This window comes from Nocardia sp. NPDC006044, from assembly GCF_042871115.1.
Lineage (GTDB): Bacteria > Actinomycetota > Actinomycetes > Mycobacteriales > Mycobacteriaceae > Nocardia.
Genome location: NZ_JBIAID010000003.1, coordinates 1,174,826 through 1,198,020, shown reverse-complemented (window position 1 = coordinate 1,198,020; position 23,195 = coordinate 1,174,826). Strand labels below are relative to the sequence as shown.

At 66.8% G+C, this 23,195-nt stretch carries 24 protein-coding genes; 7 read left to right on the top strand and 17 right to left on the bottom strand.

Annotation, left to right across the window (positions count from 1 at the left end; genetic code table 11):
* Nucleotides 1–145: 145 nt before the first annotated feature.
* From ACFYO1_RS30110 to ACFYO1_RS30090, 5 genes are all read right to left on the bottom strand, one after another.
* Entirely contained in the window at nucleotides 146–709 is a 564-nt protein-coding gene (locus ACFYO1_RS30110; RefSeq protein WP_387237950.1) for a hypothetical protein, read from the bottom strand.
* A gap of 151 nt (nucleotides 710–860) precedes the next feature.
* Nucleotides 861–2,519 carry an acyl-CoA synthetase gene (locus ACFYO1_RS30105; protein WP_387237947.1) on the bottom strand — a complete coding sequence of 553 codons (1,659 nt, stop codon included), beginning with the start codon at nucleotides 2,517–2,519 and terminating at the stop codon, nucleotides 861–863.
* 172 nt (nucleotides 2,520–2,691) lie between these two features.
* The gene (locus ACFYO1_RS30100; protein WP_387237944.1) at nucleotides 2,692–4,317 is read right to left on the bottom strand and encodes an acyl-CoA synthetase; all 1,626 of its coding nucleotides are present in this window, start codon (nucleotides 4,315–4,317) and stop codon (nucleotides 2,692–2,694) included.
* A 375-nt stretch (nucleotides 4,318–4,692) separates the two neighbouring features.
* A complete protein-coding gene (locus ACFYO1_RS30095; RefSeq protein ID WP_387237941.1) occupies nucleotides 4,693–5,196 on the bottom strand; it encodes an ArsR/SmtB family transcription factor in 504 nt (167 codons plus the stop codon).
* 105 nt (nucleotides 5,197–5,301) lie between these two features.
* The gene (locus ACFYO1_RS30090; protein WP_387237938.1) at nucleotides 5,302–6,384 is read right to left on the bottom strand and encodes a hypothetical protein; all 1,083 of its coding nucleotides are present in this window, start codon (nucleotides 6,382–6,384) and stop codon (nucleotides 5,302–5,304) included.
* 187 nt (nucleotides 6,385–6,571) lie between these two features.
* Here ACFYO1_RS30090 and ACFYO1_RS30085 point away from each other — a divergent pair, with 187 nt between their 5' ends.
* Genes ACFYO1_RS30085 through ACFYO1_RS30075 form a run of 3 tightly spaced genes read left to right on the top strand, consistent with a single transcriptional unit; the run spans nucleotide 6,572 to nucleotide 7,956 of the window.
* Nucleotides 6,572–6,721: a CopG family transcriptional regulator gene (locus tag ACFYO1_RS30085; protein ID WP_387237935.1), complete on the top strand. Its 150-nt coding sequence runs from the start codon at nucleotides 6,572–6,574 to the stop codon at nucleotides 6,719–6,721.
* A 26-nt stretch (nucleotides 6,722–6,747) separates the two neighbouring features.
* Nucleotides 6,748–7,086 carry a VOC family protein gene (locus ACFYO1_RS30080; protein WP_387237932.1) on the top strand — a complete coding sequence of 113 codons (339 nt, stop codon included), beginning with the start codon at nucleotides 6,748–6,750 and terminating at the stop codon, nucleotides 7,084–7,086.
* Nucleotides 7,087–7,104: 18 nt separating this feature from the next.
* On the top strand, nucleotides 7,105–7,956 hold the full coding sequence (locus ACFYO1_RS30075) for a class I SAM-dependent methyltransferase (protein ID WP_387237929.1): 852 nt from the start codon (nucleotides 7,105–7,107) through the stop codon (nucleotides 7,954–7,956).
* Between the two features lie 69 nt (nucleotides 7,957–8,025).
* On the opposite strand, the gene ACFYO1_RS30070 is transcribed toward ACFYO1_RS30075, so the two are convergent.
* Both ACFYO1_RS30070 and ACFYO1_RS30065 read right to left on the bottom strand, forming a co-directional pair.
* Complete coding sequence (locus ACFYO1_RS30070) at nucleotides 8,026–9,255, bottom strand: acyl-CoA dehydrogenase family protein (RefSeq protein ID WP_150402596.1); 1,230 nt, start codon at nucleotides 9,253–9,255, stop codon at nucleotides 8,026–8,028.
* 108 nt (nucleotides 9,256–9,363) lie between these two features.
* Nucleotides 9,364–10,758 (bottom strand): acyl-CoA dehydrogenase family protein, encoded by a 1,395-nt coding sequence (locus tag ACFYO1_RS30065; protein WP_387237926.1) that lies wholly within the window; start codon nucleotides 10,756–10,758, stop codon nucleotides 9,364–9,366.
* 130 nt (nucleotides 10,759–10,888) lie between these two features.
* On the opposite strand from ACFYO1_RS30065, the gene ACFYO1_RS30060 reads away from it, so the two are divergent.
* Complete coding sequence (locus ACFYO1_RS30060) at nucleotides 10,889–12,412, top strand: hypothetical protein (protein WP_387237923.1); 1,524 nt, start codon at nucleotides 10,889–10,891, stop codon at nucleotides 12,410–12,412.
* A gap of 72 nt (nucleotides 12,413–12,484) precedes the next feature.
* Here ACFYO1_RS30060 and ACFYO1_RS30055 read toward each other — a convergent pair whose 3' ends face one another.
* Nucleotides 12,485–13,246, bottom strand: coding sequence for an alpha/beta fold hydrolase (locus tag ACFYO1_RS30055; RefSeq protein ID WP_387237920.1), 762 nt, complete (start codon nucleotides 13,244–13,246; stop codon nucleotides 12,485–12,487).
* Between the two features lie 59 nt (nucleotides 13,247–13,305).
* Between ACFYO1_RS30055 and ACFYO1_RS30050 the strand changes: the two genes are divergently transcribed.
* Nucleotides 13,306–13,677 (top strand): MerR family transcriptional regulator, encoded by a 372-nt coding sequence (locus ACFYO1_RS30050; protein WP_387237917.1) that lies wholly within the window; start codon nucleotides 13,306–13,308, stop codon nucleotides 13,675–13,677.
* Nucleotides 13,678–13,809: 132 nt separating this feature from the next.
* Here the strand turns inward: ACFYO1_RS30050 and ftsX are convergent, their stop codons facing one another.
* From ftsX to ACFYO1_RS30020, 6 genes are all read right to left on the bottom strand, one after another.
* The gene (ftsX, locus tag ACFYO1_RS30045) at nucleotides 13,810–14,715 is read right to left on the bottom strand and encodes a permease-like cell division protein FtsX (protein ID WP_387237914.1); all 906 of its coding nucleotides are present in this window, start codon (nucleotides 14,713–14,715) and stop codon (nucleotides 13,810–13,812) included.
* The gene (gene ftsE / locus ACFYO1_RS30040) at nucleotides 14,715–15,404 is read right to left on the bottom strand and encodes a cell division ATP-binding protein FtsE (RefSeq protein ID WP_387237911.1); all 690 of its coding nucleotides are present in this window, start codon (nucleotides 15,402–15,404) and stop codon (nucleotides 14,715–14,717) included. The genes ftsX and ftsE overlap by 1 nt, the downstream gene beginning before the upstream one ends.
* Before the next feature lie 73 nt (nucleotides 15,405–15,477).
* Nucleotides 15,478–15,675 carry a hypothetical protein gene (locus ACFYO1_RS30035; protein ID WP_387237908.1) on the bottom strand — a complete coding sequence of 66 codons (198 nt, stop codon included), beginning with the start codon at nucleotides 15,673–15,675 and terminating at the stop codon, nucleotides 15,478–15,480.
* Between the two features lie 13 nt (nucleotides 15,676–15,688).
* Nucleotides 15,689–16,534, bottom strand: a complete 846-nt coding sequence (locus ACFYO1_RS30030) for a mechanosensitive ion channel family protein (RefSeq protein ID WP_387237905.1) — start codon at nucleotides 16,532–16,534, stop codon at nucleotides 15,689–15,691.
* A gap of 100 nt (nucleotides 16,535–16,634) precedes the next feature.
* Entirely contained in the window at nucleotides 16,635–17,750 is a 1,116-nt protein-coding gene (gene prfB / locus ACFYO1_RS30025) for a peptide chain release factor 2 (protein WP_387237902.1), read from the bottom strand.
* Nucleotides 17,751–18,389: 639 nt separating this feature from the next.
* Complete coding sequence (locus ACFYO1_RS30020) at nucleotides 18,390–19,238, bottom strand: helix-turn-helix transcriptional regulator (protein WP_387237899.1); 849 nt, start codon at nucleotides 19,236–19,238, stop codon at nucleotides 18,390–18,392.
* A gap of 140 nt (nucleotides 19,239–19,378) precedes the next feature.
* Between ACFYO1_RS30020 and ACFYO1_RS30015 the strand changes: the two genes are divergently transcribed.
* Both ACFYO1_RS30015 and hisN read left to right on the top strand, forming a co-directional pair.
* The gene (locus tag ACFYO1_RS30015) at nucleotides 19,379–19,969 is read left to right on the top strand and encodes an NADPH-dependent FMN reductase (protein ID WP_387237896.1); all 591 of its coding nucleotides are present in this window, start codon (nucleotides 19,379–19,381) and stop codon (nucleotides 19,967–19,969) included.
* 104 nt (nucleotides 19,970–20,073) lie between these two features.
* Complete coding sequence (hisN, locus tag ACFYO1_RS30010; protein WP_387237892.1) at nucleotides 20,074–20,859, top strand: histidinol-phosphatase; 786 nt, start codon at nucleotides 20,074–20,076, stop codon at nucleotides 20,857–20,859.
* A 10-nt stretch (nucleotides 20,860–20,869) separates the two neighbouring features.
* On the opposite strand, the gene ACFYO1_RS30005 is transcribed toward hisN, so the two are convergent.
* The 3 genes from ACFYO1_RS30005 to ACFYO1_RS29995 form a co-directional block, all read right to left on the bottom strand.
* Nucleotides 20,870–21,493 (bottom strand): histidine phosphatase family protein, encoded by a 624-nt coding sequence (locus ACFYO1_RS30005; protein ID WP_387237889.1) that lies wholly within the window; start codon nucleotides 21,491–21,493, stop codon nucleotides 20,870–20,872.
* Nucleotides 21,493–22,011, bottom strand: coding sequence for a GNAT family N-acetyltransferase (locus ACFYO1_RS30000; RefSeq protein ID WP_387237886.1), 519 nt, complete (start codon nucleotides 22,009–22,011; stop codon nucleotides 21,493–21,495). The genes ACFYO1_RS30005 and ACFYO1_RS30000 overlap by 1 nt, the downstream gene beginning before the upstream one ends.
* Nucleotides 22,012–22,076: 65 nt before the next feature.
* On the bottom strand, nucleotides 22,077–23,054 hold the full coding sequence (locus ACFYO1_RS29995; RefSeq protein ID WP_387237883.1) for an SMP-30/gluconolactonase/LRE family protein: 978 nt from the start codon (nucleotides 23,052–23,054) through the stop codon (nucleotides 22,077–22,079).
* Nucleotides 23,055–23,195: the final 141 nt, after the last annotated feature.

Genomic DNA, 23,195 nt, shown 5'->3' with positions numbered 1-23,195 from the left:
CGCGGGTCGGGAATCACCTACGGCGACAACGAAGTCGGCGTAACGGTCGAGTCGGCGAGACGACGAGGGTCGACGCGTCGGCGATGCCGGTGACGCGATGCGTATACCGGAACACGCGCTGCACAGGATGAGCGCTGAGGCGAATTCAGCCGGCGACGGCGAAAGGCGGGCCGCGCGTCCGCAGCGATTCCGCGGCGAAAACACGCAGAATTGCCCGGTCCCGATAGGCGGTCCGCAGCGCCGCCGGATCGGCGCGAATAGGTGCGGGCCGATACGACCGCAATACCCGGAAGAGTGCCGCGGTGCCGGTCCGGTAGGCGGCTTCGGTACCGCGGATGACAAGGGCGGCGACGATGGCCGCGATAATGTGTGCGCCGAGCATCGCCGGCGTCAGCTGCGCGTCCCCGTGATGCAGATGCCCGGAACCGAACCCCATGGTCAGGTGCCCGAGCAGCTGCCCGGCGACGAGCGCGGTGATCAGTCCGACGGAGGTGTCCCGCAGCGGCGCGAGCCCCGCCACCAGCGCACCGACCACGGCGGCGGCGGCCACCAGCAGCGCGAGCGTCGTGCTGTCCAGTGCCATGCCCCCGGACGCCCAGCCGTGTGCCGCAACGGAAACGGCCCCCGAGATCGCCCCGGCCGAACCGCCGCGCACCCGCGCGACAGCGCCGCGGTGCCCCGCGACCGACCGGCCGAACTCGATACTCACGCGCTGATAGTAGCCGACGAATTGCGCGCAATTTCCCCAGTGAAGAACGCCCGGAGAACGGCAGAAATCACAAACGCACGCCTCCTGATCTTCCGCACCGAGAATCGCATGCGATTTCCGGTGCGACGAATCAAGCGGCGTGCGTGTGCGATCAGCTCGCTTCGATCTCCATCTCGATGAGGGGCTTGCGCAGGAGCTTGCCGGTGGCGTTGCGAGGGAGTTCGTCGAGGAAGATCACCTCGCGCGGCACCTTGTAGCGGGCCAGGTTCGCCTTGACGAAGTCCTTGATCTCCTGCGGGTCGCGCTTGGAATCCGGGCCGGGCACGACGAACGCACGCAGCCGCTTGCCGAATTCGCGATCGTCCACGCCGACCACGGCGGCCTCGAAGATGTCCTCGCGCCCGGCGATCAGGTTCTCCACCTCGAGCGGGAAGACGTTCTCGCCGCCGGAGACGATCATGTCGTCGTCGCGGCCGTCGATGAACAGCAGGCCGTCGGCGTCGAAGTGCCCGACGTCGCCGCTGTTCATCATGCCGTCCACGATCTCCTTGGTCCGGCCGTCGGTGTATCCGCTGAACGCGAAGCCGTTGTCCACGAAGATGGTGCCGGTGACGCCCGGCTGGGTGATCGCCTTGCGGTTCTCGTCGAGCAGCACGATCCGGATCCCGACCGGCGCCTTGCCCGCGGTGGTCGGCGCCTTGCGCAGGTCCGCGGGGGTGGCGACGGTCATGACCGCGCACTCGGTGGAGCCGTACAGGTTGTAGAGGCTGTCGCCGAAGTAGTCGAGCGTGCGGGTGACCACGTCCGGCGCGATGGCCGAGCCCGCCGCGAAGATCACCTTGATGGTGCTCGGGTCGTACTTGGCCAGCACCTCTTCGTCCAGGTCGAGGATGCGCTGGAGCATGGTCGGCACGACCACCAGCGAATCGGCCTTGTACTTCACGATATTCGCGAGGGTCTTCTCCGGGTCGAAGCGACGCTGCTGGAAGACAACCCGGTTGCCCAGGGCCACGCCGATGGTGAACTGGGAAAGGCCGGTGCCGTGGAAGATCGGCGCCGCCATCACCATGGTGCCGTTGTGCGGCAGCGGCACCCGGTCGACGAACTGGGCCGAGGCGAACGGGCTCACCTTGTCGCGGGGCGCGCCCTTGGGCGTTCCGGTGGTGCCGCTGGTCAGGATGATCATGCCGCCGGCCTTCGCCGGTGCGGGCAGCGGAGCGGTGGACTGGCCCGCGGACAGCGACTCGATGGTCGCGATCGACGGGTCGACGTCGTCCTTCGCGTCGACCCAGGTGAGCACCCGCGGAATCTCGGCGGGAATGGCGCTCATCAGGTCGATGAACTCGCTGTCGTGCAGCACCGCCTTCACCTTCTCGCGCGCGGCGACGTCGGCGAACTGCGGCTTGGCGAACCCGGTGTTCATCAGCACCGCCCGCACGCCGAGCTTGCCCGCCGCGAGCAGGCTCAGCACCATGCCGCGGTGGTCGCGGGCCAGCACGGCCACCACGTCACCGGGCTTGATGCCGTGTGCCGCGAGGCCACGGGCGAAGGCGTTCGACTGCTCGTTCAGCTGGCCGAAGGTCAGCTCACCGCGTTCGTCGACGATGGCGCCTGCTTCCGGCCTGGTCTGGGCGGCGTGCATGGCGACACCGGCGAACGGGCCGAACTTGACCACGTTGAACGCCGAACGCGCGGCGTGATCGAGACGGAGCGGATTGAACAGCCGCCGCTTGACCATGACGTTCACGCCGAGGGCGAGATCGCCGGCCTTACGGGCAGTGCCACTCAACGCGGGGAAGGAGACAACCATTCGACAACAACCTTCCGGCGGTCCCACCCGGTGCGAGCCTGTGGGTGGTGCGGACCGCAGCTTCGGGATCCAGTGCTATCGCTAACAATAGCAACCATCTGTAACCCGGTGTGTCACGTATCTCAACAGCAGCTACCGATGGGTAACCAGTTGGGGTCGTCTCCCTCGCCGATCAGGCCGGGACGTCGTATTCCACCAGCACCCTGCGCAGCAACTTGCCGGTCGGGTTGCGCGGGAGATCGTCGAGGAAGACCACCTCGCGCGGCACCTTGTAGCGGGCCAGGTTGTTCTTGACGTACGCCTTGATCTCTTCCTCGTCGGGCTTGTGTCCCGGCTCGGGCACGACGAACGCCCGCAGCCGCTTGCCGAACTCGACGTCGTCCACCCCGACGACCGCCGCGTCGAAGATGTCCTCGCGCTCCAGCAGCAGGTTCTCCACCTCCTGCGGGAAGACGTTCTCGCCGCCGGAGACGATCATGTCGTCGTCGCGACCGTCGACCATCAGCAGGCCGTGCTCGTCGAAATGGCCGACATCGCCGCTGGACATGTAGCCGTCGATGATCTGCTTGTGCCTGCCGTCGGTGTAGCCCTCGAACGGCGTGCCGCTGCGGATGAAGATGCGCGCGGTCGTGTTGGCCGCGGTGACCTGCTTGTCGTTGTCGTCGTAGAGCCGCACCTCGCAGGTGATCGGCGCGCGCCCGACGGTGCCGGGGGCCAGCGCGAGCTCCTCCGGGTTGGCGATCGAGGCGACCGAGCACTCGGTGGAGCCGTACAGGTTGTAGAGCACCGGGCCGAACACCTTGGTGGCCTTGATGGTGAGCTCCGGCGACAGCGCGGAGCCGGCCAGCAGGATGACCCGCAGCGAGGAGGTGTCGTACTTGGCGCGGATCTCCGGATCCAGCTCGGTCATCCGGTGCAGCATCGTCGGCACCGCGACCAGCAGCTCCGCCTTGTGATCGGCGATCAGCTTCAGCGTGGCCTCGGCGTCGAATCGCCTGCGCACCACCACCTTGTTGCTCATCGCCATGCCGACCAGCCAGGAACCGAACCCGGTGCTGTGGAAGATCGGCGACACGATCACCTGAGCGCCCTTGAACGGGAACGGAACTCGGTCCAGGAACTGCGCGGTGGCCAGCGGCGACACCTTGACCCGGGTGGCGCCCTTCGGCAGGCCGGTGGTGCCGCTGGTGAGGATGATGAAGCCGCCCGGCTTGCTCGGCTTCGGCAGCTCGGCGGTGGAGTTGTTCGCCGCCAGCTCGTCGAGAGTCGTTGCGCCCTCGGGCAATTCGGTGCCCTCGTCGACCCAGGTGAGGAACCGGGGGAGGTCGGCGGGCAGCGCGTCGAGCAGGCCGAGGAACTCGCTGTCGTGCAGCATCGCCTTGACCTTCTCGCGCTGGCACACCTCGGCGAACTGCGGCTTGGCGAAGCCGGTGTTCATCAGCGCGACCCGCACGCCGAGCTTGCTCGCGGCGACCATCGACAGGATCAGGCCCCGGTGATCGCGAGCCAGCACACCCACGACGGTGCCCTCGGTGATCCCCGCCGCCTGCAAACCCCGGGCGATCGCGGTCGACTGCTTGTCGATCTCGGCGTAGGTCAGCTCGCCGCGCTCGTCGGCCAGGCCGGGGGAGTCGGGGGCGATGCGGGCGTTGTGCCGGATCAGGGTGGCCTGCGGGCCGAATATCTGCGACTCCTTCAGCGTCCGAAGGGTTTCCAGCGGATTCTTCGGATCGGAAACCCCGCGTGACCTGAGCACCCCGAGCGCCTTGAGGTTCTCCAGCGCGTGCGCCACCTTCATATCGAACACCTCCACCAAGTTCGCGTCGGTACTCGACCTAGCGATATCGAACGGCGTAACTGAGGTCACCACCGTAGCAGCGGCGTGTCGGTCATCACATCACAGTGCGCGTCTCGTGCCCCGGTTGTGCCGTGCGTGCAGGTGCGCGGCGTTTCGCGCGGGCCGTACCGGCAGCTATTTGACAGCGCCGCGCTTGGGGCGTTCGATACCGGTAGGGGGTAGTCGAACAGAGAATGGAGCTGAGTCAACGATGATCATCACGCTTGTTCGATCGACTTCGGTACCGGCGGGCTGTCAGTGTGGTCCGTCCTGTCAGTGCGGCTGCCAGTCCGGCGGCTCGTGCAGCTGCGGTGGCGATAGCTGCTGAGCCTGCGGTCAGCGCCGTGCGCTGGCCAGCGCGATGAGTAGTGGCACCACCCGGGCCGCGGGCACCTCGAACCGCCCGCGGCCGGCGGTGTGCAGCCAGCCGACCGCCGCCAGCTGGCGTAGATGGTGATAGACCTGTCCGGAGGTGCCCACTCCCTCCAGTCCCACTAGCTCGGCCGCGGTCCTGCGGCCGCCCATGATCTCCCGCAGCAGCCGCAATCGCACCGGATTGCCGAGTGCGGCAAGGCATTCCGCCGTCTCGGCCCAGTCGTCCTCGATGAGGTCGCCGGTGGTGAAGGTCGCCTGCCAGCCGTAGTGCTCACCGGCCGGTAGCCGGACCGAGCCGGCGAACAGGACGCCGCCGTTCGGCTCGTCGTCCGCGGCGAACTCCTCGTGCAGGCGGACCGCCGCCCACCGGTCGTCGGTGTTCGCCGCCGCGTTGTCGTGCGCGCGCTCATCGGCCCATTCGTCGAGCCGCCGTTCGAGTTCCGCAACCCGCTCTTCCAGACTCACGCCACCGAAACTACGGAATTACGTAATTCCAGACAAGAGGTCGATTCGGGTGATCCGGAGACAGTTCGGGCCCCGTGGCGCGTGCCACGGGGCCCGAGACGTGGATCAGTTGTAGACGGCGCCGAACGACGGCACCGAGATCGTGCCGAGCTGGTACTGGTACCCGTCCGGATTCGCATCGCTCACCGGCACCGACCAGCGGTGCCACAGGCTGCCGTACACCGCGGCCACGATCATGCCGCCGCCGGTGTCGAGCGGCCGGGTGCGGATCGTGGTGTCCACCGGAATGTCGACGTGCTCGTTGAGCACCTCGGTACCGCTGCGTCCATTGGAAAGATTGATCCACAGCACTTCCAGTTTCGCGCCACTCTGATTCGGCGCGATCGTGCCCGGCCCGCCGAAGAATCCGAACCGGAACCCGTCCAGGCCCAGTGCGATACCGGAGCCGTACACGCCCGGCCCGTCACCGCGTCCGATATCCGACTGCGCCGGAATCTGAAACGGCTGCGCGGGCAAAGCCACCCGTCCCGCCTTGATTACCTGCCTGGAGGCCATCAGCCGATCCACCGCCTGCTCGGCCGCCGGATTCCCCGCGGCCGCCGCCCGCAGCTTCTGCGCGGCCCCGGCCAAATCCACGGCGGCCGGTTCCGCACCGGCATTACCCGCGAAAACACTCGCTACCACCGCGGTCGCGGCGAAAACGGTAGCCAGACGACGCGTCACGCTCAGTCGTTCCATATCCAGTTGCTCCTCGAAGGTCTGGTATAGCTCGAAAGAATTTCGCAGGCCATTACGTTGCCAGCGTTTTCCTGCCCGGTCCACTATCCGCCTGAACGTGTCCCGTTCGGGCCAAGGGATCTCGGAGAGTTGCGTGTCTTTGGCAAAAGATTGGCAGTGACGTAACGGCCGACTATCGACCGGCGCGTGAAGGGTCGAAAAGTGAAACAGGGGTGTTCGCGCTAGTTTGCGAATCTGGCCGAAAGTTGTTGGTGGGCCCGGGTATTGTGGTGCCACTTCCTCCCGAGGGGCGATGGACATGGTCCACACATCGCGCCCAGGGAGGAGGTGGTGGGTATGGCGAAACATCGCCGGAAAAAGAGCAAGGCCCCGGTCGATTACGGCATCAGCTTCACAATTGCTGCCGTGATCGCCGGGGCGCTCGTTGCGGTCCGCCGAGTGCGGGCGCATAGGTAATACCCACCAGGTAGGGCCGCTGTTCGAGCAGCGGTCCTACCGCTCGGCATCACTCTCGTGATGGTCCGATCTTACCAAGCCTCCGCGCCTGTGTGCAGGTAGTTCCAGGCGTCCTGTGGTGTGTCTTCCTCGGCGATAACGAACCGTAGCTTCTAGCTGACTAGGATGCTAGCATTCTAGCGTGGGCGACGAGGAGATCAAGCAGTTCAACGTGTACCTGCCGATCGGGCTGATCAAGCAGGTCAAGCACCACTCCATCGAGTCGGGACTCTCGCTGTCGGCGCTGGTCGCCGCGGCGCTGCGCGCCTACCTCGACGACGCCGACGAATAGCGGCACTCGACAGACAAGGAATCCCGATGACGACCAATGGCATTGAGGCCGTGTTCCTGGAGACGCACAACTGGGGCAAGGCGGCCAAGTTCTTCCAGGCGCTGGGCTACGAACTGGAATTCGAGACCGATCACAGTTCTGGTCAGCTCCGAAATGGCGACGGCCCATACATTTTCATCGCCGAGGTCCCCGAGACCAAGGAGCCCGGAATGCAACTCGTGCTGAAGGCGACCGATACGGACGCGCTTGCCGCCGACGTGGCCGTCGAGGTGGTCACGCCGCTGGCGGAAACCCACTATGGGACAAGGGAAATGACCGTCCGCGACCCGGATGGCCGGCTGTGGAGCGTGCAGGCCGGGAAGTGATCGAAAGGAGGACATCTCATGACAGATGAGCGGGTACCGGACAACACCGCGGTACGAGTCGCTCTGTGGCGGGCGATGCATGTCCGGGCCGACCCGCCGCCGCATGTTCTGGTGGACGAAATCGGCGTGCGACTCATCGCCCCCGACGATGACTGGCGCAGCCGTCCGGACATGGACCCCGTTGGCACCAGCAGGTTTCGGGCATCGATGGTCTCGCGCGCCCGTTTCGTCGAGGATCTGGTGGTCGAGCAGGTGGGCCACGGCGTCACCCAATACGTCATCTTGGGAGCGGGTTTGGATACCTTTGCTCAGCGCAGGCCCGAGATTGCCTCGCACCTGACACTTTTCGAGATCGAACAGCCCGCCACCCAAGCCTGGAAGCGGCAGCGCCTGATCGACCTCGGTTACGGAATCCCCGACTGGTTACGTTTGGTACCAGTCGATTTCGAAGCGAACGAACCTTGGTGGGATCAGCTCATCGCGGCCGGTTTCGATCCCACCCGCCCCGCGGTCGTAGCCTCCACCGGCGTAACCATGTACCTCACCAAAGAAACCAACGCGTCCACCCTGCGCCAGCTGGCTCGGCTCGCCCCCGGATCAACAGTGGCGATGACCTTCCTGCTGCCACCCGACCACCTCGCCGAAGCAGACCGCGCCGGCCTCCAAATGTCCGAAAAGGGCGCCCGCGCCGCCGGCACTCCCTTCATCAGCTTCTACACCCCACAGGAAATGCTGGCCGCCGCCCGGGAAGCCGGTTTCTCTGACGCGCAACATGTCTCGGGAACCGACCTGGCCGACCGCTACTTCGCGAACCGAACCGACGGCCTGCACCCGTCGACCGGCGAAGACTTCCTACTCGCCACCACATAGAACCCGCAAACAGAAAATCCGGTGCGAGTCGTGACGCCGACTCGCACCGGATTCCCGTTGTCTACCTTGTTACTTCAGCTCGGCGCTGGTCTTGCCGAGGATCCGGCGGGCCACGATGAGCTGCTGGATCTGCTGGGTGCCTTCGAAGATGTCCAGAATCTTCGAGTCGCGGCCCCACTTCTCCAGCAGGGTGCGCTGGGAGTAGCCGATGGCGCCGGCCAGTTCGACGGCCTTGAGCGAGACGTCGGTGCCGGTGCGGCCGGCCTTGGCCTTGGACATCGAAGCCTCGAGCGAGTTCGGCTTCTTGTTGTCGGCCATCCAGGCGGCGCGCAGCGACAGCAGGTAGGCGGCCTCGTAATCGGCTTCCATGCGCAGGAATTCGGCGGCTGCGGCGTGCTGGTTGTTCGGCGGGGTGTCGTAGGAGATCTCGACACCGGCGTCGGTCAGGATGGCGCGCAACTCCTCGAGCGCGGCGCGGGCCACGCCGACCGCCATCGCGGCCACCAGCGGACGGGTGTTGTCGAAGGTCTGCATGACCCCGGCAAAACCCTTCTCCACGTTGACTTCCGGGCTGCCGAGGATGTTGTCCTTCGGAATCCGGCAGTCCTGCAGCAGCAGCACGGCGGTGTCGGAGGCCTTGATACCGAGCTTGTGCTCGAGCCGGGCCACCGACAGGCCCGGAGCGTCGCGCGGCACGACGAACGATTTGATCGCAGCGCGGCCGAGGCTCTTGTCCACCGACGCCCACACCACGATGTGGGTGGAGCGCTGACCGGCGGTGACGAAGATCTTCTCGCCGTTGAGCACCCACTCGTCGCCGTCCAGCACGGCGGTGGTGGTGACGGCGGCGGAGTCGGAACCGAAGGACGGCTCGGTGATCGCCATCGAGGCCCACACCTTGCCGAACCGCTTCAGCTGCTCGTCGGTGGCGACGGCCGCGATGGCCGCGTTGCCCAGACCCTGGTAGGGGATGGACAGCATCAGGCCGACGTCGCCCCAGGAGGTCTCCAGGGCGTTCAGCAGCGCGGACATGTTGCCGCCGTTGCTGTTTCCGAGCAGTTCGGTGGCGTGCGCGTCCGACTCGCTGTCGTCCTCACGGCCGCCGGCCGCGCCGCCGATCTTCTGGGTGCCGGAGTCGGCGAGGCCTTCCACCATGGCGGCCATGGTGTCCAGCTCGACCGGGTACTCGTGCTCGGCGAGGTCGTACTTGCGCGAGATCGGCCGGAAGATCTCGGTCGCGACCTGGTGGGCTTGATTGGCGCTGGCCCGCAGCTTCTTGGGGAGTTCGAGATTGATCATGGGAGGTCTCCTGTGTGGAATGGCGGTGCTCACTAGCCCTACGTGGTTATGCTGCGCGGCCTTCTCCGGGCCTGACGCTCACACCGCGGGAAGTAAGAAACAGGCCGGTTAGATGAGCACGACACCTTCGGCGACGCCGATGCCCCGCAGGTCGCGGTACCAGCGCTCGACCGGGTGTTCCTTGGTGAAGCCGTGGCCACCGAGCAGCTGCACGCCGTCCAGGCCGATCTGCATTCCCTTGTCCGTGGCCAGCTTCCGGGCCAGCGAGGCCTCCCTGGCGAAGGACAGACCCTGCTCCGCGCGCGAGGCGCCGCGCAGGGTGACCAGCCGCAGGCCGTCGAGCTCGATCGCGATGTTGGCGACCATGAAGGCGACCGCCTGCCGATGCGAGATCGGCTCGCCGAACGCTTCGCGCTCGTTCACGTACGGAATCACGTAGTCCAGCACGGCCTGCCCGGTGCCGACGGCGAGCGAGGCCCAGCCGAGGCGGGCCAGCCGCACGGCGTCGGCGTAGTCCTCGGCGCGCTGCTTGGCGTCACCGTCGCCGAGGATCGCCTCGGCGCCGACCGCGACGTTGTCGAGCAGCAACCGGCCGAGACCGGCGGCGCGCAGACCCATGCTCGGGTCGGCCTCGACCACCAGGCCGGGGGTGTCCGACGGAACGATGAAAAGCGAAGGGCGGCCGTCGAGTTCGGCGGCGATGAGGAACAGCTCGGCATCCGCGGCGGCGGGCACCAGGCTCTTCACGCCGGAGATCCGGTAGCCGCTCGGCGAGCGAACGGCCTTGGTCTGCAACGCGAACGGGTCGAACAGCGCGCGCGGCTCGCTGATCACCACGGAGGCCTGCGGCACGTTCTCGCCGGTGAAGGCGGGCAGGTAGGTCTTCTGCTGGGCGTCGGTGCCCCACTGCGACAGCGCGACCGCGACCCCGCTCGGCGCGAGGATCGGCAGCGCCAGGCCCATATCGCCGTGCGCAAGCGCCTCGGCCACAAGGGAATTGGTGACCGCGCCACGCTCGGAGGCCGCACCCTCGAGCTCCTCGGGGACGTTGATCAGCGTGATGCCGAGCTGGGCGGCGCGCTCGAGCAGGTCGCGCGGGGCCTGCGCGGCGGCGTCGGCGTCGTAGGCGGCCGGGCGCAGGATCTCCTCGGAGAATTCCCGCACCGTCTCGACGATCATCTGCTGCTCGTCGCTCGGGGTGAGGTCGAAGAAGTCCTTCGTCTTCGACTCGTTCGGCGCGAGCCGCTTCGGCTGTCCGTTACCGGTGACCTTGGCGAAGGCCCGGGTCGCGGCGCCGAGCGTGCGGAAACCGGTCTTGGTGCCTTCGTAGGTGACTCGCTCGATCGGCTTGCGCAGGTTGTACTTCTCGGCGAGCTCCGACCCGGTAATGGTCGTCATCACCCGCATGGCCGCGCCCATCCAGTCCCGCTTGGGGTGGCTGAGGCCGACTGCGGACGTGTCTGGACTTCGCTTCGTTGCGCTGTCTCGAGTGCTCATCATCACCTGTTTTCTCGGGTGGGTGGGGTGAGGTCTTGGCCCCGGCTATCTTACTCCTGAGTAAGACTATCTTACTCCAGAGTAAGAACCGCGTCGAGGTGCAGCATACGCCGTGTATCTGTGCCAGGCTGGACGGGTGCCCATTGTCGCGGTGCTCTTTGCCGTTGTCTTGGTCGCATGTGCGCCCCGCTATGGGTATCACCGCGACGAGTTGTACTTTCTGGCGGCCGGTCGCCACCTCGCGTGGGGGTACCCGGATCAGCCCCCGCTAACGCCGCTCATTGCCAAGGCGATGGCGGCGATCGATCCCGATTCGTTATTCCTGCTACGGCTGCCCGCGGTGCTCGCGGCCACCCTGGTGGTGGTGTGCGCCGGGCTGATGGCGCGGGAGTTCGGCGGCGGGCGGGGCGCGCAGGCGCTGGCCGCCGCCGCGATGGCCAGTGCGGCGGTGCTCATGGGGGCCGGGCATTTGTTGAGCACCGCGGTGTTCGATCTGGCCGCGTGGTCGGTGATGTCGCTTGTCGTGGTGAAGCTGATCCGGGCGATCGGGACAGCCGACCAGACAGGAGACCTCGAGGCCGAAAGTCGGTCCGGGCCGCATGGGTTCGATTCTCCGAGACCAAAGGCATTGTGGCTCAACGGTCAACGCTGGTGGCTGGTGATCGGCCTGGTAATTGGCGTGGGCTTGCAGAACAAGCTGTTGCCGATCTTCCCGGCACTCGCGCTGCTCGCGTCGCTGCTGGTATTCGGCCCACGAAAGCTGTTCGCCACCAGATTCTTTGCGATCGCGATCGGCATCGCGGTGCTGCTCTGGTCGCCGTATCTGGTGTGGCAGGCCCGCAACGGGTGGCCGCAGTGGGAGATGAGCCGCGCGATCGCGGGCGGTTCCTCCGGCACCTCGGATTCGCCGATCATGTTCGTGCTCTTGCAGTTCGGGCTGATCGGACCGCTGTTGGCGCCGCTGTGGATGTTCGGCCTGTGGCGGCTGGCCCGCGATACCCGATATCGTGCCTTCGCTGTCGCCTACGGCCTGCTCTTCGTGCTGTTCCTGGGGACCGGCGGGAAGGCCTACTACCTGGGTGGGCTGTATCCGATCCTGCTCGCGGCCGGCGCGGTCCCCCTCGCCGTGTGGCTGGGGCAGCGACGAATACGCTGGGCGGCAGTAAGTTTCGCGGTCGCGGCGAACGTGATCAGTTCGGCGATACTGTTCCTGCCGGTCCTGCCCATCTCGATGCTGAAGGACTCCCCGGTCCTCGGGATCAACTACGACGCGGGCGAAACGATCGGCTGGCCGGAGTTCATCCGCCAGATCGGCCAGGTGCGGGCCGGCCTCGGTCCCGACGCCGCCATCCTCACCGCCAACTACGGTGAGGCCGGCGCCATCGAACGCTTCGGCGCACCCTACGACCTGCCGAAACCCCACTCCGGTCACAACTCCTACTGGTGGTGGGGGCCGCCGAGCGACACCGCCACCGAAGTCCTGACGGTCGGTCTGGATCGCGAGTACCTCACGCGCTTCTTCGCCGACATCCAACCCGCAGGCCACCTCGACAACACCCGTGACATCGACAACGACGAACAGGGCGAACCCCTCTTCATCTGCCGAAACCTCCGCGCCCCCTGGTCCGAACTATGGCCACAGGCCAAGCACCTAGGCTGACCAGGCCCGGCATCGAACGGGACATGGCCGCGCATTCAGTCGACGAATGCCACCGCCATGTCCCGTTCCGGGTCAGAGCTGGTGGCGGGTGAGGAAGTCTTCGATGGTTTTACGCCACTGGTCGGGTTGTTCCAGCATGAGGACGTGCCCGGTGGGGATCTCCGCGTACTCCGCACCGGAGATGGACTCGGCGAGGAACCGCGAGTTCGCCGGGTCGATCAGCAGGTCCTCGCTCGCGTTGACGACCAGCGTCGGCACGGCGATATCCCCCAAATCGGTAGTGGTGTCGACGGTTTCGACCAGCATGGCTTGCTGCCGCGTGCCGCCGGGAATGGATGTCGCACCGGCCCGGACGAGTTCATCGACGAGTTCGGCGGGCAGACTGTTCAGATAGCCGGTACTGAACGCCAGCGAAAGGCCGAGGCGCGCAAAGCCGGCGGTGTCCCCACGGTCGATCAGGGCCTGCCAGTTCTGTACGGCGAGCCGAGCCCTGTTGTCCGGCTTGGCAAATCCCGCGGCCAGCAGCAGACCGCGGACACGCTCCGGATGCCGTACCGCGGCACGTATCGCAACGGCTGAGCCGAGCGAGTAGCCCAGAATGCTGAAGGTCTCGACCCCGGCCTCGACCGCCGCCGCGACCAGCGCGTCGGCCAGACCGTCGAGGGTGAGCGGGTGGTCGTTGTCCGGATAGTCGGAGGCGACCACGGTGTGCGTCGCGGCGAGCGCTGGGATGAGGGCGCCGAAGTTCGTCTCGATGGTGCCGCTCGCGCCGTGGGCCAGGACGAGACCGGGTCCGGTGCCGTGCACCGTGGTCCGCAGGGGAATTGCTGTCATGTCCGCCAAGTTAGGAATTCACATGAGTGTGAAGGCAAGGCGAGGGTGAGGCAGGTCATATGCTGATCGGAGAACTGGCCCGCCGCACATCGGTGAGCACGCGCTTGCTCCGGTACTACGAGGAGCAGGGGCTGCTGCAACCGCAACGTGATTCGCTCGGCTACCGCTCGTATGCCGAGGACGCGCCGGAACGGGTCGGCCGCATCCGCGACATGCTGGCCGCGGGCCTGTCCACCGAAGACATCCGCAGCTTGCTGCCCTGCGCGACCGGCCACGTCGGCAAGTGGATTCAGGCCTGCGACAAGTCCGTGGGCGTGGTCGAGAGCAGGCAAAGCGACCTGGACAACAGGATCGCCGCACTCGAACGCCAGCGAGAACTGCTCGCCGTGCAACGCGCCTCGATCAGAAAGGTGGAGCCCGCCGGGCGGTGACCGGTCCTGCCGGACAATCGTCGGTGCCGGACACCGGAATCCCGCGCCGCAGCGCGGAAATTGTCCGCCCAGGCCGATAACCAGCGCGAGCCGGCCCAGAACTCCGGACCGGCTCGCGTCGACACACCAACACTATTCGCGCACGTAGTACCGCAACGTCCCGTACGCGGTCAGCGCGGCGAACACGATGCCGACGGGCGCGATCACCAACGCGACCATCGCGATATCGTCCCCGGTGATCCGCGGAAAGACCTTGCTGGCGAACAGATCCCCGAGCGCCCGATCGATCACCAACGGCCGCGCGAGCAGCAGCCCGACCACCGCGACCACCGATCCGGCCAACGCGGCGACCACCGCCTCCAACAGGAACGGCAACTGCGTATACCAGCGCGTCGCACCCACCAACCGCATGATGCCGACCTCGGTCCGCCGGGTGAACGCGGCGATCTGCACCATGTTCGCGATCAGCAGGAGCGCCGCCAGCGCCTGCAACACGGCCAAACCGAACGCCGCATTGCGCAACCCGTCGAACAGGCTGACCAATCGGTCCACGATGTCCTTGTCGTTGCGCACCATGCCGACACCGGGCCGCTGATAAAACTTCTCGTAGATCTGCGGATACAGCTCCGCGTTCTTCATCTTCACCCGCAGCGACGCGGGCAGTGGCGTCTCGCTGACGTACTTGGCCAGCTCCGGCTGATCCTTGAACGTCTTCTCCTTGGCCTCGCGAACGGCGTCGTTGCGGCTGAGGTACTGGACCGATTCGACGTCCTTGGTCGCCTTGAGGTCGGTCATCAGCGCCTTGCACGGATCGACGGAACAGTCCGGATCGTTGGCCGAGACGTCCTCGGTGAGGTACAGCCGCACCTCCAGCCGATCCAGGAAGTACTGCTCGGTCTTGTCCGCGATCCGCACCGCGAGCAGGCCGCCGCCGAGCATGGTGAGCGAGACCGCGACAGTCAGGATCATCGCGATGGTCATCGTGATATTACGGCGCAGGCCGGCGAGGACCTCGCTGAACAGAAAACTCGCGCGCATCAGCGATCCACCCCGTAGACACCGGTCGCCTCGTCGCGGACCAGGCGGCCGCGATCGAGTTCGATCACCCGCCTGCGCATCGCGTCGACGATGTGGTTGTCGTGGGTGGCCATCAGCACCGTGGTGCCGATCCGGTTGATCCGCTCCAGCAGCATCATGATGTCGCCGCTGGTATCCGGATCGAGGTTGCCGGTCGGTTCGTCGGCCAGCAGCACCAGCGGCCGGTTCACGAAGGCGCGGGCGATCGCCACACGCTGCTGTTCACCGCCGGAGAGCTCGGACGGCAGTCGATCGGACTTGCCGCTGAGGCCGACCATGTCGAGCACCTCGGGCACGGTGCGTTCGATGAACTGGCGTCGCTTGCCGATCACCTCCAGCGCGAACGCGACGTTGTCGTGCACCGACTTCTGCTGCAGCAACCGGAAATCCTGGAACACACACCCCATCCGCTGACGCAGCTTCGGCACCCTCCGGCCGGGCAGTTTGTCCACCCGGAAGTCCGCGACCTGGATCTGCCCCGCGGTGGGGCTCTCCTCTTTCAGCAGCAGTCGCATGAAGGTGGACTTGCCCGAGCCGGACGGTCCGATGATGAAGACGAACTCGCCCTTGTCGACATCGACGGTGATGTTGTCCAGCGCGGGTCGCGTCGAGGTCTTATACGACTTGGTGACGTTCCGCATGGTGATCACGGGGAGCCAGTGTAACCAGCAACCCGGTATCCGCCGTGTTGCCGATCATCGACGCCCGGCGAGTCCACCGAGCTCAGCGTGGCGCTACTGCCGGATTCACCGCTGCGGGAACGGTGTTCAGGCTCGGCTCGGAGCCCGCCGTATACGGTTGATCCGGCTTGACGAACAGGTAGAGCACGAACGTCGCGAGCCAGGTGGCGATCAGGATCGCGGTGGATCGGCGTGGTCGTGATTCCCTCAGGAGCGCGGTGGGTCGCACCGATTCCTTCAAGAGCGAGATGGTTCTACGTGGTCTCACTGATTCCCTCCCGGCGCAACGCCGCGGCTACTCGCACCCGCAGTTCGCGTCCGACTTCGAATTGCTTGCCCGGCAAGGTGCGGGCAACCATCCGGATGTTCATCTGGTCAACGGTCAGATCCTCGACGCCCATCACGGTGGGCTCGTCGAGTAGCAGTGGTTTGAGTCGAGGATCTTCGTACGCCCTTGTACCGACCTCGTGCAGGATCTCGTTGACCCTGGTGATGTCCGCGCTGGCGGACACCGGTACGTCGATCGCCGCGCGTGCCCAATCCTTCGACAGATTCGTCACTTTCACGATCTGGCCGTTGGGCACGGTGATCACTTCACCGTCGGAATTGCGCAGTGTGGTGATCCGCAACGTGACGTCCTCGACCGTACCCTCCGCCATCTCCGCGGCTCCAGTCACGGCGATGCGAACTACGTCACCGAAGCCGTACTGCCGTTCGGTGATCAGGAAGAATCCGGCCAGGATGTCCTGCACGATGCGCTGCGCGCCGAAACCGAGCGCGGCGCCGAGCACCGCGGCCGGGGCGACCAGCCCGGTGACCGCGAAGCCGAGGCGACGCAGCACCTCCATGCCGATCAGCACGTAGACGATGGTCAGCACCACCCAGGTGACCACCTGCGCCAGCGCGTGCCGGTGCTTGGCCGCCTCGGTGCGCACCAGCGCGTCGCCCCCGCGGAATTCGGCGTCGATCTTGCGGGTGATCCGATCCCGGAGGAACGTGGCGAACCGGCTGAACAGCATCGCGCCGAGGATCAACAGGACGATCTCGAGCCCGTTGGAACGTAGCCAGTTCGTGGTTTCCGAAGTCGTTGCGAGTGACATGGTCAACACCTCGACTGAACTCCCAACTGGACGCACGCCAGACAGATTACCGCCGTACGTCCTACCATTCCGCGCGAGCGGGCCGCGCTAACCGCAGCGTTCAGTTCGGCTGTTCCCGCATCCGCCAGCGAATCCCGGACTCGATGAAACCGTCGATGTCACCGTCGAGCACCGCCGACGGATTGTTCACCTCGTAGTTCGTCCGCAGGTCCTTGACCATCTGGTACGGGTGCAGCACATAGGAGCGCATCTGGTTGCCCCAGGACGCGCCCTCGTTGGTCTTGAGCGCGTCCATCTCGGCGCGCTCCTCCTGCCGCTTGCGTTCCAGCAGCTTGGCCTGCAACACGCGCATGGCCGAAATCTTGTTCTGCAGCTGGGATTTCTCGTTCTGGCAGGTGACCACGATGCCGGTCGGGATGTGCGTCAGCCGCACCGCCGAGTCGGTCGTGTTGACGCTCTGCCCACCGGGGCCCGACGAGCGGTACACGTCGACCCGGATGTCACCCTCCGGGATCTCGATGTGATCGGTGGTCTCCACCACCGGCAGCACCTCGACCTCGGCGAACGAGGTCTGGCGGCGGCCCTGGTTGTCGAACGGGCTGATCCGGACCAGGCGGTGCGTGCCCATCTCCACCGACAGCGTGCCGTAGGCGTAGGGCGACTTCACCGCGAAGGTGGCGCTCTTGATGCCGGCCTCTTCGGCGTAGGAGGTGTCGTAGACCTCGACGCCGTACTTGTGCCGGTCGGCCCAGCGGATGTACATGCGCATCAGCATCTCGGCCCAGTCGGCGGCGTCCACGCCACCGGCGCCGGAGCGGATGTTGACCAGCGCGTCGCGCTTGTCGTATTCGCCGGACAGCAGGGTGCGGACCTCGAGCGCCTCCACGTCGCCGTGCAGTGCGGCACGTTCGGCGTCGGCGTCGGCGAGCGCGGCCTGCTGCGACTCGCCCTCTTCGCCCTCGGCCAGTTCGTACAGCACCGGCAGGTCGTCGAGGCGCTGCCGCAATTCCTCGACCCGGCGCAGCTCGCCCTGCGCGTGCGAGAGCTCGCTGGTCACCTGCTGAGCGTGGTCCTGGTCATTCCACAGATCGGGATCTGCGGCTTGGTGCTCGAGCTCGTCGATGCGTCGGCGCAGCTCCTCGATGTCGAGGACCGATTCGACCGTTTTGAGGGTGGCGTCGAGTTCGGCGAGATCAGCGGAAACGTCAGGATGCACGATGGTCAAGCCTACTGGTATCGCGAAGGTGGGGTGGCGGCAGTGGGGCTCGAAGCGGTCGCGTCCGGCGTTCGGTGATCGAGGGCGCTCGCGTGGGCGGGGTCGGTGGGTGCGGGAATTGCGTCTGCGCAGGGCGAATGTAGCCGGGGACTGCGTGCTGTGAAGGGTGTCTTCAATCGCTTGTCAGGAGAGCTTCACATGCGGCGCGGGAGTTGAGCCCGTGAAGCGGAGTCGGTTTCGGGCGAAGCGGCCCACGGGGTTGGGGCTCGAACTGAGACCACGCGGAGGGCGCCGAGTCGGAGACCGGCCAGCATGTCGAGGGCGGTTCCGGTGCCATCGTCCGCAGGGAGATCGGAGCAGGTCGTCGTGGCATCCGGATACCAGTCGGGAGGGTAAGCGTCGTGTCGGCCGGTGCAACAGGCTCAAGCAGACGGTGCGACGGGCTCGAGCAGATACGCAGGCGCACCTAGAGCGCGCTGGGGTGGGGCCTGCGAGTGTGTGCTTGGCAGTTGCGGGGGCATCCCGCATGCGGGAGATGGACGATCAGGTGCAGGTCGTTGCATCCGGATATATCAGTCCGGGGGGGCTGGCACGGGTAGGCCCGCATGCGACGGGGCGCGAGTAGAGATGTCGGCGGGTCTAGACCGCGCGGAGTGCGCCGGGGCGGACGCCTGCGAGTTTGTCGAGGGCAGTTGCGGTGGCATCGTCGGCGGGGAGGTGGACGATCAGGTGCTGGTCGTCGTCGGCGGAGAGGTCGAGGATCTCGTAGGCCAGGCGCAGTGGGCCCGCGTCGGGGTGGGTGAGGCGGGTGATGCCGGTGGCGGCGGGGAGGCTGGGGACGGTCTCGACCCGGTCGGTGAATTCGGGGCCGACGGTGACGGTGAGTTCGTCGGCGAGTGCCGCGATGTGCGGGTCTTTGCGGAACGGACCGTGTTTGAGGGTGGCGACCGTGTGGTCGGCGAGATGATCCCAGTCCGGATAGGCCGTGCGGGCGCGCGGATCGGTGAAGGCGAAGCGGGCCAGGTTCGGGGGAGTGGTCTCGAAGAGGCCGAACGGCGCCATCAGGTTTCGGTAGGCGTCGGTATAGGCCAGCACCTCGGTGAGGCGGTTCACTACAACGGCGGGCGCGGGTTCCAGGTGGTCGAGGATGGCGCGGACGGCGGGGCGCACCGCGCGCGGCGGCTGTGCGCCGCCCATGCAGTTGAAGCCGGCATCGGCGGACTTGGTCAGGCGATGCAGGTGGACCCGTTCGCTCGCGGAGAGCCGCAACGCGTCGGCGAGCGCGGACAGCACCGGCGGTGACGGGCGGCGATCGCGGCCTTGCTCGAGCCGGGTGATGTACTCGACGCTTACCCCGGCCAACGTGGCCAGTTCCGAGCGGCGCAGGCCGGGGGTGCGGCGACGCGGGCCGGTGGGCAGGCCGACCTGAGCCGGGCTGACCGCCTCGCGCCGGGTGCGGAGGAACAGGCCCAGCTCGTTGTCGCTCACCCTTCGAACCTAACAAGTGATGGCGGCCGGAGGGTGTCCCTGCCACTACCACTCTCACGGCGGTCTTCCTGGTGTTCGCGGCGGCCAGCAGATTAGGAAACGCGGCCGGAGCGGTCGCGGAAATCTGTGGGAGGAACTCGATGTCTGCATTGAAACTCGCGGTGATCATCGGCAGCGTCCGGGAGGGACGCTTCGGGCCGGTGGTGGCCGAATGGTTCACCGAGCACGCCAGGGGACACGGGGCGTTCGAGGTGGACGTCATCGATCTGGCGGAGGCGCACCTGCCGCTGGCGTTGCCCGTCGTTTCACCGGCGATGGACCCGAATCCGGTGCGGCCGGACGGGATGCTCGATCTCACCGAACGGCTCGCGGCGGCGGACGCGTTCGTGATCGTCACACCCGATTACAACCGCAGCATTCCGGCCGCGTTGAAGGCCGCGATCGATTGGCATTTCGTCCAATGGGATGCCAAGGCAATCGGTTTCGTCGGTTATAGCGGCGCGAGCGGTGGTCTGCTGGCCATCGAGCATCTGCGGCAGATCTTCAATGAGCTGAACGCGCACACCGTCCGTAACTACGTTTCGTTTCCGCGCTACTACCTGCTCTTCGACGAGCAGGGGCGGCTGCGGGAACCGGACGAGCCGGCCGCGGCGGCACTGGCGATGCTCGATCAGTTGCAGTGGTGGGCCGACGCTTTGGTCGCGGCGCGCACGGCTTCCGCCGTGGCGTGACGCGGTACTGCGACCTTCCGCCCTGTTCACGAGCTCGAGGGCGGAAGGTCTTGCTGGTCGTGCCGCTCGGATCCGGTGGCGGGGTGACCCGATAGGGTGCGGGCGTGGCTGTGGACTCTTCTGACCTCGAACTCGCGCTGCGCTTGGCCGATGCGGCCGACGGCATTACCCGGGACCGGTTCGGGGCTCTCGATCTGAAGGTGGATGCGAAGCCGGATCTGACGCCGGTGTCGGATGCCGATCTCGCGGTGGAGCAGGCGATTCGGCAGGTGCTTTCGGAGCAGCGGCCGGATGATTCGGTGCTCGGCGAGGAATTCGGCGGGGACGCCGAGTTCACCGGGCGCCAGTGGGTGATCGATCCGATCGACGGGACGAAGAACTTCGTCCGCGGCGTGCCGATCTGGGCCACGTTGATCGCGCTGCTGGACGACGGTGTGCCGGTGGTCGGTGTGGTGAGCGCCCCTGCCCTGGCCCGGCGCTGGTGGGCGGCGGCGGGGTCGGGTGCCTGGGCGAGCTTCGATGCCGAAGCGCCGAAACCGATCTCGGTGTCCGCGGTCGGTGAGCTGAGCTCGGCGAGCCTGGGATTCTCCAGTTTGTCCGGGTGGCGTGATCGTGGTCTGCGGGACAATTTCCTCTCCCTGACCGACGACGTGTGGCGGGTGCGTGGGTACGGCGACTTCTTCACCTACTGCTTGCTCGCGGAGGGCGCGCTCGATATCGCCACCGAACCCGAAGTGTCGCTGTGGGATCTGGCCGCTCTCGACGTCCTGGTGCGTGAGGCAGGAGGGCGGTTCACCTCGCTCGACGGGCAGCCGGGGCCGCACGGTGGCGACGCGGTGGCGACGAACGGTCTGCTGCACGACGAGACGTTGCGGCGTCTGCAGTCCTGAGCGGCCCCGTTCAGATGTGGAGCTCGGGCGGTAATCCGGTCCAGCGCAGGTCCGGCGGCAGGTGGCCGGTGTCGTTGAAAAACAGCACCGAGTCGGGTCTGCCTGGCGCGTAACGGATCACGGTGAGCGCGGCATTGGCCGGACTGAATCCCATCCAGCGCCACTTCGGCGCGTCCAGCGCGGCTCGTACCAGCCAGCCGATGAGGAAGGCGTGCGTGACGACCAGTTCGTGCCGGGGTACATCAGCCTCGACCGGGCCGGTGAACTGCTCGACGGCCGCTTGGGCCAGCTGCGGTCCGTGGTCGCGCTGCTCGGCGGGGAACTGCGCGAGAAAGCCCAGCAGAGCATCCGCGGATTCCGCGGGCAGTTCGTCCTTCCGGGGCAGGTAGGGCAGATAGTCGCCGGCCGGTTCCGCCGCGCGCACGGGCACGCCGTCCAAGCGCTCCGCGATCAGCTGCGCCGTCTCCGTCACCCTGGGCAGCGGGCCGTGGTGGACCTGCGTGAGCGGGCTGTGCCGCAGCCGCTCACCGAGCAGCCAGGCCTGGCTGCGACCGCGTTCGCTCAGCGTGCTCTCGTCCGGTGTGGCCTCGCCGTGCCGGGCGAGATAGAGATACCTGGTGGCCATCGCGGTCATCAGGCCAGCATCTTCTCCATCAGCACCACGTTGGTAGTGCCGTGCGAGTGGAACCGGGGTGGGAGCGGGGCCTCGCGGAGGGAGGTGAAACCCTGTGCGGTGTAGTACTTCCGGAGCACCGAGTTGTTGGTGGCGAAGTCGAGACGCTGCCGGGTGATGCCGTTGGCCAGGGTCTGTTCGGCGCAGAACCGGATGATCCGGTCACCGAGTCCGTGTCCGCGCCATTCGGGGGCGACCATCAGCCCGTGGATGTAACCCGCCTCGGCGTCGTCGACGCCCCAGAATTCCGGGTCGCGCCAGATCAGCCGCACCACGGCGATCAGCGTGCGGGACTCGTCGCGCCAGACGAACCACTCGCCGCGCGCCACCTCCTCGGCGACCGCCGTGGCGGGGTACTCGCCGGGCACCCACTGCACGATGCCGCGATCGACCATCCACTGCGCGAGCCGGTCGCGCAGCTTGGCGATGTCCTCGGCATCGTCCGGTGTGGCCGCGATCATGGGAGCCGATTCCGGCATGCTTGGTTCCTTTCCACAGGTCCCGTCCGAGGCCACGCTCGCGATGTGGACGGGACTCTTCGTTTCTACCGTGCCGGTGTGGCCGGGGTCAGGTCGATGCCCGCCGGCGGACGTAATCGGCGCAGGGTGCCGTCCATCCCGGTGATGTACAACGCCCAGCTGTCCCCGTCGCGGGCGATACGGACCGAGGTGGTCCCGTCCGGCGGGTTGCGCGTCGGGCCCGGTTTGATCAGGCCGGTGATGATCGCGCAGGCGGCGCCGGTCGCGGGGTTCACCTGGTTGATCGAGCCGAACGCGTGGTCGGCGACGTACAGGGTGTCCGCGCGGGTGGCTTCCATGTCGTCCGGTAGCGAGATCAGGTTCGGGATTCCGGTGACGACGACCTGCCGATCCGGCGCATCCAAAGGGATGCGGAAGATCCGCATGGTCAGGTTGTCGGCGTAGACGGACTTTCCGTCGGGGGCCAGGGCGATGCCGTTGGACAGCGGCAGATCGGCCCAGGTGCGCGTGTATTCGCCGGTGGACGGCCGGTAGCGGGCGATCCCGGTCGGCGTTCCCGTGGTGCCGATCGTGGTGAATAGCAGATCGCCCTCGGGTAGGGGCAGCAGGCCGTTGGGGCCGTTCAGACCGGTGAGCAGCGTCGTCACCGCGCCGGTCGCCTTTTCGTACCGTTGCAGCGTGCCGGGAGCTTCGGTCAACCCGTCGCCGGTCAAGAAGTAGACATACGGGCCCGCGACCCGTACACCCGCTGGATGATCCAGTCCGGTCAACAGCTTCTCGAATCGGCCCGAGCTGTCGACGTGCGCGAGAAAACCGTCGATGATGCCGGTGACATAGAACCCGCCGTTGCCGTCGGAGTCGAGGTTCTCCAGATTGCCCACCCCCTCGACCAGCGTGGTCGCCTGCCAGCCGTCTGCGCACATGGCCGGTCCGGGGCCCGCCGTCGCCGCCGGCGCCCCGGCGAGGATCCCCGCCGCGACCGCCGTGGTGAGCAGCGCCGCCCGAACTCGCTTGCTCCTTAACCCGATTGCGCTGCGCGCCATTCGATTTCTCCCCAGCCCTGTGGTCATGCGCGCAAATCTAACAGCAACTCCAGGCGCCGGTCGGCTGGCGAATTCCGGCCGATCGGGATCAATGGCAGGTCAGGAGACTCGGCCCAGTTCGGCGATCCAGGACTTATCCAC

Bases quoted from the DNA above. Each gene is read 5' to 3' on its own strand.
- ACFYO1_RS30105 (WP_387237947.1), bottom strand. From the start codon at position 2,519: ATGGTTGTCTCCTTCCCCGCGTTGAGTGGCACTGCCCGTAAGGCCGGC.
- ACFYO1_RS30055 (WP_387237920.1), bottom strand. From the start codon at position 13,246: ATGACAGCAATTCCCCTGCGGACCACGGTGCACGGCACCGGACCCGGT.
- ACFYO1_RS30015 (WP_387237896.1), top strand. From the start codon at position 19,379: ATGTCTGCATTGAAACTCGCGGTGATCATCGGCAGCGTCCGGGAGGGA.
- ACFYO1_RS30070 (WP_150402596.1), bottom strand. From the start codon at position 9,255: ATGATCAATCTCGAACTCCCCAAGAAGCTGCGGGCCAGCGCCAATCAA.
- ACFYO1_RS30100 (WP_387237944.1), bottom strand. From the start codon at position 4,317: ATGAAGGTGGCGCACGCGCTGGAGAACCTCAAGGCGCTCGGGGTGCTC.
- ftsX (WP_387237914.1), bottom strand. From the start codon at position 14,715: ATGCGCGCGAGTTTTCTGTTCAGCGAGGTCCTCGCCGGCCTGCGCCGT.
- ACFYO1_RS30090 (WP_387237938.1), bottom strand. From the start codon at position 6,384: ATGCGCCCGCACTCGGCGGACCGCAACGAGCGCCCCGGCGATCACGGC.
- ACFYO1_RS30080 (WP_387237932.1), top strand. From the start codon at position 6,748: ATGACGACCAATGGCATTGAGGCCGTGTTCCTGGAGACGCACAACTGG.
- ACFYO1_RS29995 (WP_387237883.1), bottom strand. From the start codon at position 23,054: ATGGCGCGCAGCGCAATCGGGTTAAGGAGCAAGCGAGTTCGGGCGGCG.
- ACFYO1_RS30075 (WP_387237929.1), top strand. From the start codon at position 7,105: ATGACAGATGAGCGGGTACCGGACAACACCGCGGTACGAGTCGCTCTG.
- ACFYO1_RS30005 (WP_387237889.1), bottom strand. From the start codon at position 21,493: ATGACCGCGATGGCCACCAGGTATCTCTATCTCGCCCGGCACGGCGAG.
- ACFYO1_RS30050 (WP_387237917.1), top strand. From the start codon at position 13,306: ATGCTGATCGGAGAACTGGCCCGCCGCACATCGGTGAGCACGCGCTTG.
- ACFYO1_RS30030 (WP_387237905.1), bottom strand. From the start codon at position 16,534: ATGTCACTCGCAACGACTTCGGAAACCACGAACTGGCTACGTTCCAAC.
- ACFYO1_RS30000 (WP_387237886.1), bottom strand. From the start codon at position 22,011: ATGCCGGAATCGGCTCCCATGATCGCGGCCACACCGGACGATGCCGAG.